This window comes from Elioraea sp. (genome assembly GCF_022842375.1).
Lineage (GTDB): Bacteria > Pseudomonadota > Alphaproteobacteria > Acetobacterales > Acetobacteraceae > Elioraea_A.
Genome location: NZ_JALHPR010000014.1, coordinates 77,177 through 95,660, shown reverse-complemented (window position 1 = coordinate 95,660; position 18,484 = coordinate 77,177). Strand labels below are relative to the sequence as shown.

17 protein-coding genes and 1 tRNA gene are annotated in these 18,484 nt (G+C 70.5%); 14 read left to right on the top strand and 4 right to left on the bottom strand.

Translation table 11 applies throughout. The annotated features are described in order from the left end of the window. The first annotated feature begins 7 nt into the window (after window positions 1-7). From rimM to Q0C38_RS13350, 8 genes are all read left to right on the top strand, one after another. Window positions 8-547, top strand: coding sequence for a ribosome maturation factor RimM (rimM, locus tag Q0C38_RS13385; protein ID WP_291297599.1), 540 nt, complete (start codon window positions 8-10; stop codon window positions 545-547). Continuing rightward, a complete protein-coding gene (gene trmD / locus Q0C38_RS13380) occupies window positions 544-1,293 on the top strand; it encodes a tRNA (guanosine(37)-N1)-methyltransferase TrmD (protein WP_291297598.1) in 750 nt (249 codons plus the stop codon). The genes rimM and trmD overlap by 4 nt, the downstream gene beginning before the upstream one ends. A gap of 72 nt (window positions 1,294-1,365) precedes the next feature. Further along, window positions 1,366-1,785: a 50S ribosomal protein L19 gene (gene rplS / locus Q0C38_RS13375; RefSeq protein WP_291297597.1), complete on the top strand. Its 420-nt coding sequence runs from the start codon at window positions 1,366-1,368 to the stop codon at window positions 1,783-1,785. A gap of 56 nt (window positions 1,786-1,841) precedes the next feature. Continuing rightward, a complete protein-coding gene (gene leuC, locus Q0C38_RS13370) occupies window positions 1,842-3,257 on the top strand; it encodes a 3-isopropylmalate dehydratase large subunit (protein WP_291297596.1) in 1,416 nt (471 codons plus the stop codon). Between the two features lie 11 nt (window positions 3,258-3,268). Further along, window positions 3,269-3,874 (top strand): 3-isopropylmalate dehydratase small subunit, encoded by a 606-nt coding sequence (gene leuD / locus Q0C38_RS13365; RefSeq protein WP_291297595.1) that lies wholly within the window; start codon window positions 3,269-3,271, stop codon window positions 3,872-3,874. 88 nt (window positions 3,875-3,962) lie between these two features. Then, a complete protein-coding gene (gene leuB, locus Q0C38_RS13360; protein ID WP_291297594.1) occupies window positions 3,963-5,075 on the top strand; it encodes a 3-isopropylmalate dehydrogenase in 1,113 nt (370 codons plus the stop codon). Between the two features lie 103 nt (window positions 5,076-5,178). After that, window positions 5,179-5,255 (top strand) — tRNA-Arg (locus Q0C38_RS13355). A gap of 140 nt (window positions 5,256-5,395) precedes the next feature. Beyond that, window positions 5,396-6,214 (top strand): class I SAM-dependent methyltransferase, encoded by an 819-nt coding sequence (locus Q0C38_RS13350; RefSeq protein WP_291297593.1) that lies wholly within the window; start codon window positions 5,396-5,398, stop codon window positions 6,212-6,214. Here the strand turns inward: Q0C38_RS13350 and Q0C38_RS13345 are convergent, their stop codons facing one another. Further along, complete coding sequence (locus tag Q0C38_RS13345) at window positions 6,215-7,837, bottom strand: DUF6311 domain-containing protein (RefSeq protein WP_291297592.1); 1,623 nt, start codon at window positions 7,835-7,837, stop codon at window positions 6,215-6,217. It lies immediately after the preceding gene. A gap of 335 nt (window positions 7,838-8,172) precedes the next feature. Here Q0C38_RS13345 and Q0C38_RS13340 point away from each other — a divergent pair, with 335 nt between their 5' ends. The 6 genes from Q0C38_RS13340 to Q0C38_RS13315 are packed head-to-tail and all read left to right on the top strand — an operon-like array spanning window position 8,173 to window position 14,283. Continuing rightward, window positions 8,173-8,787 carry a sugar transferase gene (locus tag Q0C38_RS13340; RefSeq protein ID WP_291297591.1) on the top strand — a complete coding sequence of 205 codons (615 nt, stop codon included), beginning with the start codon at window positions 8,173-8,175 and terminating at the stop codon, window positions 8,785-8,787. 40 nt (window positions 8,788-8,827) lie between these two features. Next, complete coding sequence (locus Q0C38_RS13335) at window positions 8,828-10,339, top strand: flippase (protein ID WP_291297590.1); 1,512 nt, start codon at window positions 8,828-8,830, stop codon at window positions 10,337-10,339. Further along, a complete protein-coding gene (locus tag Q0C38_RS13330; RefSeq protein WP_291297589.1) occupies window positions 10,336-11,412 on the top strand; it encodes a glycosyltransferase family 1 protein in 1,077 nt (358 codons plus the stop codon). The genes Q0C38_RS13335 and Q0C38_RS13330 overlap by 4 nt, the downstream gene beginning before the upstream one ends. After that, window positions 11,409-12,533 (top strand): glycosyltransferase, encoded by a 1,125-nt coding sequence (locus Q0C38_RS13325; RefSeq protein ID WP_291297588.1) that lies wholly within the window; start codon window positions 11,409-11,411, stop codon window positions 12,531-12,533. The genes Q0C38_RS13330 and Q0C38_RS13325 overlap by 4 nt, the downstream gene beginning before the upstream one ends. Further along, window positions 12,533-13,408: a glycosyltransferase family 2 protein gene (locus tag Q0C38_RS13320; RefSeq protein WP_291297587.1), complete on the top strand. Its 876-nt coding sequence runs from the start codon at window positions 12,533-12,535 to the stop codon at window positions 13,406-13,408. The genes Q0C38_RS13325 and Q0C38_RS13320 overlap by 1 nt, the downstream gene beginning before the upstream one ends. After that, window positions 13,405-14,283 carry a glycosyltransferase family 2 protein gene (locus tag Q0C38_RS13315; protein WP_291297586.1) on the top strand — a complete coding sequence of 293 codons (879 nt, stop codon included), beginning with the start codon at window positions 13,405-13,407 and terminating at the stop codon, window positions 14,281-14,283. Before Q0C38_RS13320 ends, Q0C38_RS13315 begins: the two co-directional genes overlap by 4 nt. Here Q0C38_RS13315 and Q0C38_RS13310 read toward each other — a convergent pair. From Q0C38_RS13310 to Q0C38_RS13300, 3 genes are read right to left on the bottom strand one after another with little or no spacing between them, the layout of a single operon-like run. Continuing rightward, window positions 14,280-15,077, bottom strand: a complete 798-nt coding sequence (locus Q0C38_RS13310; protein ID WP_291297585.1) for a YdcF family protein — start codon at window positions 15,075-15,077, stop codon at window positions 14,280-14,282. The two genes, Q0C38_RS13315 and Q0C38_RS13310, sit on opposite strands and share 4 nt — an antisense overlap. Beyond that, complete coding sequence (locus tag Q0C38_RS13305; protein WP_291297584.1) at window positions 15,074-16,585, bottom strand: hypothetical protein; 1,512 nt, start codon at window positions 16,583-16,585, stop codon at window positions 15,074-15,076. The genes Q0C38_RS13310 and Q0C38_RS13305 overlap by 4 nt, the downstream gene beginning before the upstream one ends. Beyond that, window positions 16,582-18,312: a DUF6311 domain-containing protein gene (locus Q0C38_RS13300; RefSeq protein ID WP_291297625.1), complete on the bottom strand. Its 1,731-nt coding sequence runs from the start codon at window positions 18,310-18,312 to the stop codon at window positions 16,582-16,584. Before Q0C38_RS13300 ends, Q0C38_RS13305 begins: the two co-directional genes overlap by 4 nt. Between the last annotated feature and the right edge of the window lie 172 nt (window positions 18,313-18,484).

Here is an 18,484-nt window from a genome sequence, read left to right as displayed (position 1 = left end):
ACGCGCGATGCCTGATCCTCGAGTGCTGATGGGGGTGATCGGCCGCCCGCACGGCGTGCGGGGACTCGTGCGCGTGCAAGCCTTCACCGCGCGGCCAGAGGACATCGCCGCCTACGGCCCACTGAGCGACGAGACGGGCGAGCGGACATTCCGCCTCGAGATCGTCACGCCTGGCGAGATGCCGGTCGTGCGCATCACGGGTGTGGCGGATCGTGATGCCGCCGCGCGGCTGACGGGCACGCGGCTCCATGTCGCTCGCGCCGTGCTGCCGCCGGCCGAGGGGGACGAGTTCTACCTCGCCGATCTCGTCGGGCTTGCCGCGCTCGATGCATCGGGTGCGGCGGTGGGCACGGTGACGGCGGTGCATGACCATGGCGCTGGCACCTTCCTCGAGATCGTGCGGGATGGCGCCGCGGCGATGCTGCTGCCCTTCACGCGCGCGGCCGTTCCGGTGGTCGACATCGCGGCTGGGCGCATCGTGATCGATCCGCCAGCCGAACAGATCGTGCCGCCCTCTGCGGATGTGGGCGAGGGGGCGGCGGCATGAACTGGACCGCGCGCGTCCTTACCCTGTTCCCGGAGATGTTCCCCGGGCCGCTTGGCCACTCGCTCGCCGGCCGTGCGCTCACGCGCGGCGACTGGGCGCTCGAGACGATCGACATCCGCGCGCATGCGACGGGGCGGCATCGGTCGGTCGATGACACGCCCTTCGGCGGCGGGGCGGGCATGGTGATGCGGCCCGACGTGCTCGATGGCGCGCTGACCGCTGCCGAAATAGCGGATGCGCCGCTCGTCGTGCTGACCCCGCGCGGGCGGCCGTTGACGCAGGCGCGCGTCGCCGCGCTCGCCACAGGCCCGGGCGTGGTGCTGCTCTGCGGCCGCTACGAGGGGATCGACCAGCGCGTGATCGATGCGCGCGGGATGGAGGAGCTCTCGGTCGGCGACTATGTGCTGTCGGGCGGCGAGCCTGCGGCGATGGTGCTGCTCGATGCCTGCGTGCGGCTGCTGCCAGGCGTGATGGGTGCTGCGGAGAGCGCGTCGGAGGAGAGCTTCGCGGGCGGCCTGCTGGAATACCCGCACTACACGCGGCCCGCGCTCTGGAAGGGGCATGCGGTGCCTGAGGTTCTGATCGGCGGCAACCATGCGGCGATCGCCGCATGGCGGCGTTCCGAGGCGGAGAGGATCACGCGCGAGCGGCGGCCCGATCTGTGGGCTGCCTATCGCGCAGCGCCCAGCGCCGTTGCCCCGGAAACAGCAACGACCGCGCGGCCCGAAGCCGCGCGGGTGACATGACCAACGCGACATAAGAGGAACGCGCCGCGGGGGGCTTCACGCCGCGGCCATGAGGTGACAAGGAGAACGACGATGAACATCATCCAGCAGATCGAGGCCGAGCAGGTCGCGAAACTCACCGCCGAGCGGGCGGTGCCCGCCTTCGCGCCCGGCGATACGCTGCGCGTCATGGTCAAGGTGGTCGAGGGTGAGCGCACCCGCCAGCAGGCCTTCGAGGGGGTGTGCATCGCGCGCAAGAACGCGGGCATCAACTCCAACTTCACCGTTCGCAAGATCAGCTATGGCGAGGGGGTGGAGCGTGTGTTCCCGCTCTATTCGCCGAACGTGGCCGAGATCAAGGTGATGCGCCGTGGCGATGTGCGGCGCGCGAAGCTCTATTATCTCCGCGGCCGCACCGGCAAGGCAGCACGCATCGCCGAGAAGATGGGGCTGACGAACACCGCTGCCGCCGCCGTACCGGCGGACGAGGCGGTGGAAGCAAAGCAGGACTGAGCGAGTAAGGTTTGGGCCGGCCGCGCCGGCTGCCGCAAACGGGGGGAGAGAGGGACATGGCCGCAGGGCGCCCGCGCACGCTGTTCGACAAGATCTGGGACAGCCATGTTGTGGAACGGCTGCCGGACGGCACATGCCTTCTCTACATCGACCGTCACCTCGTGCATGAGGTGACGTCGCCTCAGGCGTTCGAGGGGCTGCGCATCGCGGGCCGGCCGGTGCGCCGTCCCGATGCGACCTTCGCTGTGGCCGACCACAACGTGCCGACGTCGGATCGCAGCGCCGGCATCGCCGAGCCCGAGAGCCGCATCCAGGTCGAGACGCTCGAGAAGAACGTCGCCGATTTCGGCGTTCCGTACTTCCCGCTGCGCGATGCGCGCCAGGGCATCGTGCACATCGTCGGGCCAGAGCAGGGCATCTCCCAGCCGGGCATGACGATCGTCTGCGGCGACAGCCATACCTCGACGCATGGCGCGCTCGGCGCACTGGCCTTCGGCATCGGCACGTCGGAGGTCGAGCATGTGCTCGCCACCCAGACGCTGCTGCAGAAGCCAGCCAGGAACATGCTGGTGCGCGTCGACGGCGCGCTGCCGCTCGGCTGCACGGCGAAGGACATCATCCTTGCCATCATCGGGCGCATCGGCACGGCGGGCGGCACGGGCCACGTGATCGAGTTTGCCGGCGAGGCGATCCGCGCGCTCGACATGGCCGGGCGGATGACGGTCTGCAACATGTCGATCGAGGGCGGCGCGCGGGCCGGGCTGATCGCGCCTGACGAGACCACCTTCGCCTACATCAAGGGCCGCCCCCACGCGCCGCAGGGTGAGGCGTGGGACCGTGCCCTCGCCTGGTGGAAGAGCCTGCCCTCCGATGAAGGTGCGGCGTACGACACGACGGTGGTGATCGATGCCGCCACGATCGTGCCGCTCGTCACCTGGGGCACGAGCCCCGAGGACGTGGTGGCCATCACCGGCACCGTGCCCGACCCTGCGAGCGAGACGACCGACGCGCGCCGCGCGGCCAAGCAGCGCATGATCGAGTACATGGGCCTCACGCCGGGCCAGCGTATGCAGGACCTCGCGGTCGATGTCGTGTTCATCGGCTCCTGCACCAATGGCCGGATCGAGGACATCCGCGCTGCCGCCGCCGTGGCGAAGGGCCGCAAGGTGGCTGACGGCGTGCGCGCGATGGTGGTGCCCGGCTCCGGCCTCGTGAAGGAGGCGGCGGAGGCAGAGGGGCTCGACAAGGTGCTGCTCGAGGCTGGCTTCGAGTGGCGCGAGGCTGGCTGCTCGATGTGCCTCGGCATGAACCCGGACCAGCTGAAGCCAGGCCAGCGCTGTGCCTCGACGTCGAACCGCAACTTCGAGGGGCGCCAGGGCCCGGGCGGGCGTACGCACCTGATGAGCCCGGCGATGGCTGCGGCAGCGGCAATCGCCGGCCGGCTGGCCGACGTGCGCGACCTCGCACGCTGAGGGAGAGAGCGATGCAGCCCTTCACGACGCTGACCGGCATCGCGGCCCCACTGCCGCTGCCGAATGTCGACACCGACAAGATCATCCCCGCGCGCTTCCTCAAGACGATCCTGCGCACGGGCCTTGGCAAGAACCTGTTCGACACGCTGCGCTTCAACGCCGATGGGTCGGAGAACGCCGATTTCGTGCTGAACAAGGAGCCGTACCGGCGCGCCGAGATCCTGGTCGCGGGCCCCAATTTCGGCTGCGGCTCCTCGCGCGAGCATGCGCCCTGGGCGCTGCTCGATTTCGGCATCCGTTGCGTGATCGCACCTGACTTCGCGGATATCTTCTTCAACAACTGCTTCAAGAACGGCATCCTGCCGATCAGGCTGCCGCAGGCGGTGTGCGATGCCCTTGCCGCCGACGCTTCGCTCGGCCCCAATGCGCGCATCACCGTCGACCTCGAGCGCCAGGTGGTGGTTCGGCCGAATGGCGACGAGATCCGTTTCGAGGTCGATGCATTCCGCAGGCACTGCCTGCTGAACGGCCTCGACGATATCGGGCAGACGATGGCGCATGCGCCGAAGATCGATGCGTTCGAGGAACGCCGCAGGGCGGAGCAGCCCTGGCTTTGATGGATTGCGGCTCTGATTGACTGGAACGCGCCGATCCGCTTGCGCGCGGGGGTGCGCGGCGGGGCGTTGGCAAGGGGGAGGTTGGGTGATGGCATCGAACAAGAGGCTTCTGGTTCTTCCCGGCGACGGGATCGGCCCCGAGGTGATGCGCGAGGTGCGCCGCGTGATCGACTGGATGGACCGCCGCCGCGCAGTCACCTTCGATCTCGGCGAGGCTCTCGTCGGCGGTGCCGCGATGGACGCGCAGGGGCTGCCCATCACGGACGAGACGATCGAGAAGGCGAGGTCGGCGGACGCGGTGCTGTTCGGTGCGGTCGGCGGCCCGAAATGGGACACGCTCGGCTTCGACAAGCGGCCAGAGATCGCGATCCTGCGCCTGCGCCGCGAGCTCGGCCTGTTCGCCAATCTCCGCCCCGCGACGGTGCTCGACCCGCTGGTCGATGCATCGACGCTGAAGCCCGACGTGGTGCGCGGCCTCGACATCATGATCGTGCGCGAGAGCACGGGCGGCATCTATTTCGGCGAGCCGCGCGGCATCGAGACACTGCCCGACGGCACCAAGCGCGGCGTCAACACCGAGGTCTACACCACCGGCGAGATCGAGCGTGTGGCGCGCGTGGCGTTCGAGCTGGCACGCAAGCGCAACAATCGCCTCTGCTCGGTCGAGAAGGCGAACGTCATGGAGAGCGGCCTGCTCTGGCGGCAGACCGTGACGGCACTGCACGCCCGCGAGTTCGCCGATGTCGAGCTCAGCCACATGTACGCCGACAATTGCGCGATGCAGCTGGTGCGCAATCCGCGCCAGTTCGACGTGATCGTGACGACGAACCTGTTCGGCGACCTGCTGTCGGATCTTGCCAGCATGCTCACCGGCTCTCTCGGCATGCTCCCGTCGGCCACGATCGGCGGGCTGTCGGCCGATGGTCGCCGCCATGCGCTGTATGAGCCCATCCACGGCTCGGCGCCCGACATCGCCGGCCGCGGCATCGCCAACCCGATGGCGCAGATCCTCTCCTTCGCCATGCTGCTGCGCTTCAGCTTCGACATGGTGGAGGATGCGCAGCTGATCGAGCGCGCCTGCACCAAGGTTCTGTCGAGCGGGCTTCGCACCGCCGACATCATGCAGCCAGGCATGGCGCGCGTCTCGACCCAGGTGATGGGCGAGGCGGTAACGCGGGAGCTCGATAAGATCGCTGCCTGATCGATCCACCTCCGCCGGTGCAGGCCGGACTTCTCCGGTCCGCACTTGCGGGGGGGCGGGCGTTCCGTTAGAACGCCGCCTCCGTCGCTGAAAGGCGACCTGCGCGCCCGTAGCTCAATTGGATAGAGCGTCTGACTACGGATCAGAAGGTTGTGGGTTCAAGTCCTGCCGGGCGCGCCATTCTCCAAGTGAACTCTCTGTGACGTGCTGAGCTGCCCATGAGGGATTTCCATGGGCGCGAGCCGCTTCAGGCCGCATGCGGTCTGCGCTAAAGTGAACGCCCGCCGTTGAGTCGGCATGGCTTTGGCGAGGGGCGATCGATGTCGATCTCATCGCGTCATGACGCCTGGAGCGCCGGCACGAGCTACGACGCCTACATGGGGCGATGGAGCGGCGAGGTCGCGACCCGCTTCCTCGCGTGGATCGACGTTCCCGCGAGCGTCGACTGGCTCGAGGTCGGCTGCGGCACCGGGGCGCTCTCCGCCGCCATCCTCGCCACCTGCGCGCCGCGGAGCCTTCTGGCCATCGATCCGTCCGATGGTTTCCTGGCCACCGCGCGGCACAAGCTCCCCGACCCGCGTGCCACGTTCGCGCCCGGCGGGGCGGATGCCCTGCCTGCCGCCGACGCCAGCCGCGATGCGGTCGTATCAGGCCTGGTTCTCAACTTCGTGCCGGACCGGGAAAAGGCACTCGCCGAGATGCGCCGCGTGGCACGCCCGGGGGCGCGGATCGGCTTCTATGTCTGGGACTACCCCGGCCGCGGCGTCGCGTTCATGAGGGAGTTCTGGGACGCAGCGACCGCGCTCGACCCCGCGGCGCGGGATCTGACGGAGGACAGGCGCTTTCCGTTCTGTACGCAGCCGGATTTGGTGGCGCTCGCGCATCGCGCGGGGCTCGTCTCGGTCGCAGCGATCCCGATCGAGGTCGCGACCGGGTTCGCGGACTTCGACGATTTCTGGACACCCTTCACCCTCGGCGCCGGCCCGGCGCCCGGCTACTGCATGAGCCTCGAAGCCGATGCGCGGGCAAGGCTGCGGGAGAGGCTCCGCCACACCCTGCCGCGCTCGGCGGATGGCGCGATCGCACTGACCGCGCGCGCCTGGGCGGTCAAGGCGGTCGTGCCTCCAGCATCCGGCTGATCAGCGGCAGGCGACGGCTGCGCCAACCGCGCCGCAGCGGATCGCTGCGTCAGGCACGAGCGGCACCAGGGCCGGCACGGACGCGGGCAGGATCAGCCGGAGTTCGCCCGGCGCGAGCGGGGCGGCGGCGCGTGCCGCGTCATCGCAGCGCGGCGGCGTGCGCCAGCGCGCGAGATGCATCGTGCTCGCGGGCAGCGCGCGCTCGGCACCGAGGGCCAGGGCCTCGTGCGCGGCGACGAAGGTCGCGGTCGCATCGGCCGGAATGCACGGCCATGAGGGAAGCAGCGTCAGCGCCCGCGCCTGCATCATCATCGGGCGCAGGGCGGGGGCGTCGAGCGTCCAGGCCGGGCGCGCGTTTGCCCAGTCAGCAAGGTCGCGCCGGATCGGCGCGGCATCAACCGCCTGGACGATCCCGAACGCCAGCACGAGAACCGGCCCCGCGCGCCCGCTCCGTGCCAGCAGCACGGCAGCGCCGATCAGCAGCGCGTAGGCCACCGGCCAGAAGAACCGCCCCGAGGCGCGGAACTGCTCGAGGACGCCAGGCACGGTGCCGAGGTCGAGCACGATCCGCTCGCCGAGCCCGACCCGGTGGCTGATGGCGAGAACCGTCAGCCCCGCGAGGGCGAGCGCGAGCCCGCCGTGGCGGCGGACCAGGGCGACCAGCGCGGCGGGCCGCAGCACCGCCGCGAGAACGAGCCCGCCGATCAGCCCCGCGCCGAGCCAGTTGTAGCCTTCCCACCCGCCATGCCCCGTCGCGTCGATCTCGCGCGCGATGCCGCCACCGAACAGGGCCGAGCGGTAGGGCCAGACCGGCGACAGGAGGTTCAGCGCGAACTGCCCGTAGCCGCCATCCCCCGTGGCGCCGAGATAGCCGAAAGCCCCCATCGTCACCGCAACGGCCGCGACCGACGCCACGACGCCGAGCGCAGCCCCGGCCCAGCGCCGATCGCCCCGCAGCAGCAGCGTCAGCGGCGCGGCGGCGATCAGCGCGCTCGCCATGGCCGCGAGATAGGGGTGGACGAGAAGGGACGCGACCAGGAACGCCCCGGTCACGATCCAGAGCCTGCGCGAAGCGTCGCGGACGAGGCGGAGAGAGACGCCGAGAGCGAGCAGGATCACGGCATGGCCCGTCAGCGCCGCATGGCCATAGCGAGCCAGGAAGGCGGGCATGGCGAGTGCCGCGAGCACCACGCCGATCGCAGGCAGCAACCGCCGCTCTCCCGCACTTCTCAGCGCGAACACCGCGGCGAGCGCCTGGCCCAGTGTTGCGATCGCGTACCAGAGGCCGATGCCATGGAACCCTGCCGGCAGCAGCGGTGCGGCGAGCTTCAGCGGCAGCGCGAGCAGCGGGATGCCATCGGCGAACGCGATGTTGGTTCCCTCCGGCGTGTTGAGGTTCAGCGCGAGCAGCGGCGGCCAATGCCATGAATCACGGATGAAATACGCCTGCGCGATCGCATGCTGCGCTGCATCACCGGAGGGCGCCCAGCCACGGCCGGCTTCGGGAAACAGGAACGTGAACGGAAAGATGAACAGCACCTGAAGGAGGCCGATAAGGCCGGCGCCGAGATACGCCGCCGTCGCAGGGATTCCCTGGCTCTCCTTCGTGTTCCGCCGGTTCATCGATCCACCTGCATGCTGTTGCCCGGCGCGCACGGGTGACGCTCTACCCCCGACCCCGTCGATCGACAAGCGATGCGCGCGCAGGTTGTTGCGGTGCCACAAATCCGCCCCAAGCCCGTCGTGATGCCGCCCATGAGCAGCGTCATAACCGCGCCGCTGGTGATCCGAAACCGGTCTTGGTGTGGCGGTGTCTGCGGCGTGCAGCGCCCTGCAAACAGAAGCCGGAACGACGGGTCAGGCGGGAATAGAGGATGGTCATGTCCGGTCTTCGGGCTTCCGATGCGTTGCGTCCCGGCTCGTTTCTCGTCTTCGGCGGCGGCCGTCGGGCTGCCTCCGTGCTGCGTCCTGCTGCCAAGCGTACGCTCGATATCGCGGTCGCGGGCACGGCGCTGGTCCTGCTCGCCATCCCGATGCTGCTGCTCGCGCTGATCGTGCGCATCGATGGTGGCCGGGCGATGTTCTCCCACGCCCGCGTCGGCCTGGGCGGGCGGCTGTTCGGCTGCCTCAAGTTCCGCTCGATGGTGCCTGACGCCGAGGCGCGGCTGAACGCGCTGCTCGCGTCCGACGAGGCCGCCCGCACGGAATGGGCCGAGACGCGGAAGCTGAAGAACGACCCGCGCGTGACGCGGATCGGCCGTTTCCTCCGCGCCACCTCGCTCGACGAGCTGCCGCAGCTGATCAACGTGCTGAGGGGCGACATGAGCATGGTCGGCCCCCGCCCGGTGCAGGCGGCGGAGCTTGCCACCTACTACGGCGCGGCCGCCGAGCATTACCAGTCGGTCCGCCCGGGCATCACCGGCCCGTGGCAGGTGAGTGGCCGCAACGAGACGAGCTATGACCGCCGCGTCGCACTCGACGTCGCCTACGCCACCCAGCCCTCGCTGATCGAGGACGTGCGGATCCTGCTGCGCACGCCCGCGGTTGTTCTTCTCCGCCGGGGTGCCTACTGAGGGCTGCATCTCCCGCCACGGGAGAGTATTGGTCCCATCCATGACTGACGATGCCGCCTCCCGCGCAGGGGGGCGGCGGCTCGTCTCGGGCGTCGCGTGGAACGCGCTCGGCCGCGGGCTGCCGCTCCTCCTTGCCCTCGCGCTCACCCCCGTGCTGGTCAGCCAGCTCGGGATCGAGCGGTGGGGCCTGTTCACCCTGGCGCTGGCACTGGTCGGCGTGTTCGGCATGCTCGATCTCGGCGTCGGGCCGGCACTGACCCGTGCCCTGTCGGAGCGAATCGGCGCTGGCGAGAAGGAGGGTGAGGGGGCGCTGGTCGCGAGCGCGCTCGCCGCGCTGATCGCATCATCCGCGGTGTTCGCCGCATTCGCCTGGTGGGGAGTCGGGCCGCTCGTGCGGCACGTGCTGAACGTACCCGATGCGCTGGTGGCAGAGGCGGTGGCCGCGATGCGCGTGCTCGTTGCTGCCGCACCGCTGGTCGTCGCCAACGCGGCCCTCTGGGGCGTTCTCGCCGCGCACCAGCGGTTCCGCGCGGCGAACCTGGTCACCATCCCGGTCAGCATCTTCTACTATCTCGGGCCGGTGCTTGCGCTGATGGCGTGGAACTCGCTGGTCTCGGCCATGCTGGCGCTGGTCGCCTGCCGGCTGGCCAACACGATCTCCTATGCCTGGCTCGTGCGCCCGCTGGTGCCCGGCATCAGGTTCGGCGCGATCAGGCCGGCGCTTGTCGTGCCGCTGCTGCGCTTCGGCGGGTGGATGACGTTCTCGTCCGCGCTGACGCAGGCGCTGCTCTACGCCGACCGGTTCATCATCGGCGCGCTGCTCACCCTCTCGGCGGTAGCGTTCTACGCAACCCCGCTCGACCTCGTGCTGCGGTTCTGGATCCTCCCCGTCGCAGTGGCGCAGGCCTTGCTGCCAGCGCTCGCCTCGAGCTTCCGCACCATGAAGGCCGAGACGGTGGCGCTGCTGCGACGCGGCACGCTGCTGATCACCGCGATCGTGCTGCCGGCCGCCATCATCCTCGTCACCTTCGCGCGGCCGTTGCTGCATCTCTGGCTCGGGCCGGCCTTCGCGGAGGGGGGCGGCGATGTGCTGCGCATCCTCGGCGTCGGCATCCTGTTCAATTGCGCTGCCTTCGCCGCGACCAGCCTGATCGAGGCGGTGGGCCGGCCCGATCTCACCGCCCGGTTCTCGCTCGCCCAGGCGGTGGTGTTCGTGCCGCTTTCCGCCCTGCTCGTGACCACGGTTGGCATCGAGGGGGCAGCGATCGCCTGGACGCTGCGGGCAGCACTCGACTGCGCCGGCCGCTTCACGCTTGCCGCGCGCGTCTATCCGGAGGCGGCAGAGGCGGTGCGCGCGCTCGCGCTGCCGCTTGGCCTTTCCGGTGCGGGGCTCGCGCTTGCCGCGGCGCTGCCGACGATCACGGCCGCGCTCGCGGTCGGTGCCGTCACGGCCGGGGGCTTCGCCGTGCTCGGCTGGCGCGGCCTGCCGGCGGAGGATCGCGCGGCACTGGCGCTCGCGCTGCGCTCGCCTGCCTCGGTGCTGCGCCGATGAGGCCACTCGTGCTCAACGGCCGGTTCCTGACGCAGGGGCTGACCGGCGTGCAGCGTTTCGCGATCGAGACGACACGCGCGCTCGATGACCTGGTGGGCGAAGGTGCCGCACCGCCGATCCGCCTGCTTGCGCCTCCCGGGGCCGAGGCCACCTGGCTGTCGCACATCCGGGTCGAGACCGTCGGCTCCCGCGGCGGGCAGGCGTGGGAGCAGATCGACCTTCCCCGTGCGGCGCAGGCTGGGTTCATCGTGAACCTCGGCAACACCGGGCCGATCATCGCGGGCCGCAACCAGGCCGTGGTGATCCACGATGCCGGGGCCTTCGACACGCCGGAGAGCTACTCCTTCACCTTCCGCACCTGGTATCGCGCGTTGCACCGCATCCTCGCATTGCGGGGTGCGCAGATCGTCACGGTATCGAAATTCTCGCGCGGCCGGATCGCTGCCAATCTCGGCATCCAAGAGGCGCGGATCGGCGTGATGGCCGAAGGTGGCGAGCACATCCTGCGCGAGACGCCAGACATGTCGGCTCTGCAACGGAACCGGCTCGTCCCTGGCCGCTTCGCTCTCGCCGTCGGCACGCGGGCGGCGCACAAGAACCTCGGTGCCCTCGCTGCCGCTGCGGAGGCGCTGGCCGCGCGCGGGCTCGTCATCGCTGCCGCGGGCGCTGCCGATCCTGCCGTGTTCCGCCCGGCAGGCCAGGCCGGCGGCAAGGGGGCGGTGGCACTCGGGCGCGTGTCGGACGCGGCACTCCGCGCGCTCTACGAGAACGCATTCTGCCTTGTGTTCCCCTCGCGCTACGAAGGCTTCGGCCTGCCGCCGGTCGAGGCGATGGCGTCGGGCTGCCCCGTCATCGCCTCGCGCGCCGGTGCTGTGCCGGAGGTGTGCGGCGATGCGGCATTGTGGTTCGACCCGGCCGATCCGGCGAGCCTTCCGACAGCGCTCGCACGCCTGCTCGACGAGCCCGGCCTTGCCGCCACGATGCGCGAGCAGGGCCTTGCGCGGGCAGCAGAGTTCACCTGGGCGAAGGCAGCGGAACGGCTGCTCGCGCTCATCGGGGAGAAGGCCGCATGAAGGTCGCGATCGTGCACGAGTGGCTCGATACCTATGCGGGATCGGAACGTGTTCTCGAACAGCTCCTGCTCGCCTGGCCGGACGCCGACCTCTTCGTGGTGTGCGACTTCCTGCCCAGCGATGAGCGCGGCTTCCTCGGCGGCCGGGTGCCGCGGACCACGTTCATCCAGCGCCTGCCCTTCGCGCGGAAGCATTTCCGCAAGTATCTCTCGCTGATGCCGATGGCGGTCGAACAGCACGACCTTTCCGGATACGACCTTGTGCTCTCCTCCAACCATGCGGTGGCCAAGGGCGTGCTCACGGGCCCGGGGCAGCTGCATGTGAGCTACATCCACTCGCCGATGCGCTATGCCTGGGACCTGCAGCACCAGTACCTTCGCGAGAGCGGGCTCGACCGCGGCATCAAGGGCGCGATGACGCGGCTGATGCTGCACAAGCTCCGCATCTGGGACCGTGCGTCGGCCGCAGGCGTCGACATTCTCGTTGCGAATTCGAGCTATATCGCCGAGCGCATCAGGAAGGTGTGGCGGCGCGAGTCGGTGGTGGTGCACCCGCCCGTCGCGGTGCAGCGCTTCACACTCAGGCGCGAGAAGCAGGAGCATTACCTCGTCGCCTCGCGCATGGTGCCCTACAAGCGGATCGAGCTCGTCACCGCCGCGTTCCGCCGCATGCCAGGCCGCAAGCTCGTGGTGATCGGCGATGGGCCCAACATGAAGACGGTGCGCGAGGCAGCGGGCGATGCGGGCAACATCACCTTCCTCGGCCGCGTCAGCCAGCCTGAGCTGATCGCGCGGATGCAGGGCGCACGCGCGGCGCTGCACGCGGCGGAGGAGGATTTCGGCATCGCCATCGTCGAGGCGCAGGCCTGCGGCACGCCGATGATCGCCTATGGCCGTGGCGGTGCGCTCGACATCGTGCGCGCGCCGCCGGCGAACGACCCGACGGGCGTGTTCTTCGCCGACCAGACCGCTGACAGCATCATCGCGGCGGTGGAGGAGTTCGAGGCGCTCGGCGACGCGATCACGGCCGAGGCTTGCCGCGAGAACGCGATGCGCTTCGGCGAGCCCGTGTTCCGCGATGCGATGCGCGCCCTCGTCGCGCGGCAGATGGGCGAGCGCTGATGCGCTTCAGCCTCGTCGTCGCCACGAAGGGGCGCAGCGACGATGTCGGCGCCCTGCTCGCCACACTCGCGGCGCAGGGTGCCGTCGGCGCCGAGGTGATCATTGTCGACCAGAACGAGGATGAGCGCCTTGCGCCCGTGCTCGCGCCCTGGCTGCCGAGGCTCGCTGTCATCCATCTGCGCTCGCGCATCGCCAATGCGAACAACGCGCGCAACCTCGGCCTCCGCCACGCCAGGGGCGAGATCGTCTGCTTCCCGGATGATGACTGCCTGCTGCCCGAGGGTGTTCTCGCGCGCGTCGATGCCGCCTTCGCGGCCGATGCGTCGCTGATGGTGCTGACGGGCCCCGCCGCCTCGCCCGAAGGTGGCCTCGGCTCCGGCCGCTGGCGGGAGGAAGGCGGGCCGATCACGCCCGGCAATGTCTGGACAAGCGTGATCGAGTTCAACCTGTTCCTCCGCCGCGAGGTGGCCCTCGCGCTCGGCGGGTTCGACGAGACGCTGGGCCCCGGCACGCGTTTCGGCTCTGCTGAGGGCAACGACCTCGTCGCGCGCGCGGTCCGCGCCGGCCATGCGGCGCGCTACGATGCCGGCTTGCGCATCATCCACCCCGACAAGCGGCTGACGCCCGTTGCCGTCGCCCGCGCGGCACTCTACGGGGCGGGGCTCGGCGTGGTGCTGCGGCGGCACGCGCCAGGGTTGGGCACGGTGCTGCCCTTCGTCATCCGCCCGCTGGGCGGCATCGTGGTGAGCCTGCTTCGCTTCCGCATGCTCGCCGCACGATACTATCTCGCAACGGTGCGTGGCCGCATCGAAGGCCTGCTCGCGGGCGATGCCGCGCGCCGGCCTGTGCCTGCGCCGCTGGAACCTCGGCTGTGAGCCTCTCGATCGCCGTCGGCATCGCGACGCGCGGGCGGCCGGCCATCCTGGCCGAGACGATCGCGGAGCTCGACCGGCAGGTGCGCCGCCCCGATGCCGTCATCGTCTGCCACGTGGCGCCGGACGATGTGGGCGACCTTCCCGCACGGCGCCCCGACATCACCTTCCTCACCGCGCCGGCCGGCCTGCCGCGGCAGCGCAACACCATCCTCGATGCCGCGGCCGCGCATGACGTGGTGCTGTTCCTCGATGACGACTTTCTTCCCGCACCGGAATGGCTCGCCGTTCTCGAGGCCGTGATGCTCGCGCGGCCCGACTGCGTGGTCGCGACGGGAACGGTCATCGCCGATGGCGCGAAGGGGCCTGGCATCACGGTGGCGGAGGGTCGCGCGATCCTCGCAGCCGATGTCGCGCCGCCCGATGCGCTTGCCGCCGTGCCGCATTTCAACGGCTATGGCTGCAACATGGCGTTCCGGATGGCACCCGTGCATGCCTACGGCATCAGGGTCGACGAGGCGCTGCCGCTCTATGCCTGGTACGAGGATATCGATGTCTCGCGCAGGCTCGCCGCGCATGGGTCGATCCTCCGGCTCGCCGGTGCGCGCGGCGTGCATCTCGGCGCGAAGGCAGCGCGCACGCCCGGCCTCAGGCTCGGCTACAGCCAGGTGGTGAACCCGATCTACCTCGCCCGGAAGGGCAGCTTTCCGTGGAGCCACGCGATCCCCTCCGCCGCGCGGCACTGCCTGATCAACCTCGTGCGCTCTGCCTCGCCCGAGCCGCATGTCGACCGGTTCGGCAGGTTCCGCGGCAACATGCTGGGGCTATGGGACCTGATCCGCGGGCGCGCGCATCCGGGTCGCATCCTGCAGCTTTAGGGCGCGGGGAACACCGCGTCCGTCCGGCCCATCAGCCAGTAGGCGGTCAGCCCCACCCACTCGCGCAAGGCCCCCTCGAACTGGCCGATGCGCTCTGGGAACGGCGCGTCGTAGAGGGCGGCGAGGCTTCGTCCGGTGCGGTAGTTCACCGGCCACGGCACGATCGGAAAGCCGGCCTCGCGGAACACGCCGACGGACCGCGGCATGTGGCTTGCGGAGGTGACGAGGAGCCACGTCTCGCCGGGTGCCGGGTTGATCAGCGCGCGCGAGAGCACAGCGTTCTGGTGCGTGTTGCGGCTCTCGCTCTCGTAGGTCACGCGCGCCTGGTCGAGGCCCATCGCGGTCCAGAGCGCGCGGGCGACATCGGCCTCCGTCAGCCCGCCATGGATCAGCGAGCCCTGCCCGCCGGTGAAGACGATGCGCGCATCCGGATAGCGGCGGGCGAGCACGACGGCCTCCGTCATCCGCTCGGCAGCCCCATTGAGTGCCGGGATGCCGCGCGCCTCGGTGAGGTTCTGGTCGACCGCGCCGCCGAGGATGATCACGCCATCGACATGGGCGGGCGGGTTCGCAGGCCGTGCGAACCGTTCCTCGAGGGGGATGAGCATCAACCCGCCGATCGGCGTCACGATGACCATGACGAAGAAGCCGAGGCCCGCGGCGAGCGGCCAGCGGCCCCAGCGCCGGCCGCGCCACATCAGCACAAGGCCGATCAGCGCGAGGATCAGCGCGAAGGTGCCGGGCCGCAGCACGAACCAGAGCAGCTTGGAGATGACGTAGCTGATCGTCGTCATGGCGTCTCTCTCAGGCGGTAGATCTCCACCGGCCCGTTCGCTTCCAGCACCCGCGCGGCGAACACATAGTCACGCGCGAGGGCGGCCTCGATCACGCCGCGGATGGGGGGGCGGATGGCGGTCCACCAACCTCGGTCGACCACGATGGCGGCAGGGCGGCTGGCGAGAACGCGATCGATCTCGGCATCCGCGTCGATGCCGGTCACGCCGCTGTACCAGCCGGCAAGGTGGGCGGGAAACGCGAACCGCGTCGGCACCGCGACGTCAGCCAGAACGTAGACGACGGGGTGGTAGTTGGCGATCCAGACCGGTGCGCCATCGGGCACCGTCGCGCGCACCGCCTCCGCCACCAGCCGCACCGGATCGGGCCTACGGAAGCCGGGGCCGAGCTCGATCCGCCGCGCGGCATCGGCCACCCAGGCGTTCACGGTCATCGCGCCGACGATGAGGCCGAGCAGCCACACCGGGCGCGCCGGCATGAGAAGCTGCGCGAGCGCCCAGGCGCCGGCCGCGGCAAGCAGCGACAGCGGCGGCAGGATGATCAGGAAGTAGTGGTTGAAGAACATGCCGGGTGCCGCGACCGCGACCGCGGCGACGACGAACCACACAGCCCCGAACCGTGCGGCGCGTGCGACGCCGGCGCCCGGCAGCAGCGTTGCGCTGGCGAGCGCGAAGGGCCAGGCAAGGAAAAGGATGACGGAGACAGCCATCCATGCCGCGTCACGGAACGCGATGCGCGCGCCAACGTAGCGCAGTGGGGCGATGAACCAGACATCGACGAACACATCGAACGCGCCCTGCGCGGCGTAGGCGAGCGCGATCACGAGCGTCGGCAGTCCGCAGGCGCCGGCATAGACGAGCGCGAGCACGATGAGCCGCCGGAGCGTCAGCGTGCGTGCGGCAAGCCCCGCGCCCGCGATCACCGCGAAGGCGAAGCAGCCTTCCAGCACCACGATCGACTTGATGGTGAGCGCGATGCCGATCAGCAGCCCGGCGCTGATCACGGCGGCCATGCGCGGCGGCTCGTCCTCATCGAGCGCTCGCCGCGCCTCGATCGCCGCGATCAAGAGCGCGGTGACGGCGAAGGGTGCGAACAGGATCTCGGTATTCGTCGCGAGCCCGCCGAAATTCGTCGTCATCGCGATCGAGAGAAGCCCGGCCGAGAACGCCGCGAACGTCGGCAGCCCCAGCGCGCGCGCGAGCAGGGTGAGCGCAGTGGCGGTCGCGGCAACGGCGATGGTGCCGATCAGGCGGACGGCGAAGATTACCGGCAGCGGCAGCAGCATCGCCAATGCGGCCAGTGCCGGCGCGCCGATCGGGTGCATGTCCCACACCCCGATCAGCGGCCAGGTGCCGGCGAGCCAACTGCGCGCCTGGACGATGTAGAGCCCCTCGTCGGTGTCGATCACCGCCGGCACGAAGGAGAGCGAGCGCAGCGCGAGCGAGGCTGCGAGCATCGCGAGCGGCAGCCCGATCGGGCTGGTGATCGCGGCGGCAAGGCCCCTCATCGTGTTCCCTCCGTGATCGTGCCCTCGGGCAGGCCGGCGAAAGGCGGCGCAAGGCGGCGGATGTTCGCCGGTACCTCGCGCTCGCCCCAGCCGGGGGCGAGAACCACGAGCCCGTCGATCAGCAGCAGCGCATCACGCGCCCTGTCACGGCCGAACTCGGCGCGGATCAGGCTCTCGCGGTCGCGCAGCACGTAGAGCGTGCCCGGCTCGTGCCTGCCGGAGAACAGGTCCGCCGCCACGCGCCCCCGCAATGCGTCCACCTTGCCCGGATCGATCCGCGCGAGATAGACGGCATCGGTCGTCATGCCGTGGCGGATCGCGAAGCGCGCGGCCGATTCCCAGTGCAGCCCGCGGTCGGCGGCCGGCACCGCGCGGATGCGGCTGTAGGCACCGCCGAGCGTGTCCCAGAACGGATCGGGCAGGCGCTCGGGCTGGATGCGCGGCTGCTTGATCGCGAGCGATTCGTAATGCCGCATCGAGGGCAGGAGATCGGCGAGCTGGATCGCGGCCAGCGCCACGAACAGCCCCGCTGCAACGCGGGCGCGTCGCTCGCCGATCGCGCGCAGCACGACGATGGCGGCCCCCGCGAGCAGGGCGTAGCCGAGCGGCCAGGCAAACCGCGTCGAGGCCCTGAGCGTACCGGCAAGGCTCAGCATCCAGTGCGGCGGCTCGAACAGCGTGATGCGCACGCCCAGCACCGAGGGCTCGTGCGTGGCCGCGAAGGCGATCATCGCGATGAGCGCGAGCACGAGCGGCCAGCGCGCGAGGATCGTCCGCCCAAGTCCGGTATCCCGCCGCACCGCCACGGTGCCGAGGCCGACCAGCAGCAGGATGATCCCGCCCAGGCCCAGATAGTCGCTGCCCGACTCGCCGTGGCCCACGTCAGGGATGGCTGGGATGAGTGAGCCCCAGAGGCTGCTGTCGACCCAGGCGAGAACGTTGAAGCCGAGATCGCCGTAGCCCGGCGCGCCGAAGCCGGCGCTGATGGCGAAGAACCCGGCGAGCCAGAGGCCGCTGATGGCAAGCCCGGGCACCACGGCGGCCTCCGCCACGCGCGCCAGCGCGGGGGAAGCGATCGCCCGCCTCAGCCAGTCGGCCCCCCAGAGGGCACCGACCATGACCAGCAGGTAGGAGTGCACCAGGCTGGTCGCGAGCACGAGCAGCCCCCAGCCCACCGGCCGCCGCCAGCCGCGCCCCTCGGTGAAGCAGAGGAGCAGGGCGGTCAGCACCGTCCACTGCCCCGCCAGCGCGAGGTGGCCCTGCATGCGCATCAGCATCATCGGTTGCAGCGTGATCAGCGCCGCCGCGCCCAGCAGTGCGACGCGGCCCCACCCGGTCGTGCCGATACCCGAGAGAGCGGCGAGGCGGAGACCGAGCACAGCCTGCGCGATGCCGCAGGCCAGCAGCCAGGCGCCCCAGTACTGCTCGACCGTGATGAACGGCGAGAGCGCCTTCAGCGGCAGCGCGATCAGCGGGATGATGTCGGCGTAGAAGATGGTGCTCGAGAGCTCGAGCCCGTAGCCGGGGTTGAGCCCGGGCGGGAAGCGCCACGCATCGCGGCGGAACCAGGACCAGCCGAGCCAGTACTGGACGGGGTCAGGCCCCATGGGCCCGGCGAGCATCCAGCCCGTCGCGGTGGGGGAGAGGACGCCGTGCCAGAACTCCCACGGCGTCGGCCCGAAGGAGAGGATCACGACGGCCGCGCCGAGCAGGGCGGCGGCGAGCATCGTCACCGCATCGGGGCGTGCGGAGTCTGGCCGCGTGGCGTGGTCGGATGGGTGACGCATGGCTGGGTCCCGCTCTCTGCCCTCTGATTGCGGCGCGCGTCGGGCACGGTTAGCGTCGGGTTGGGAAAACGCCGGCACGCCGGGTGCGCGCCGCTTGCATGAGGCAACGAAG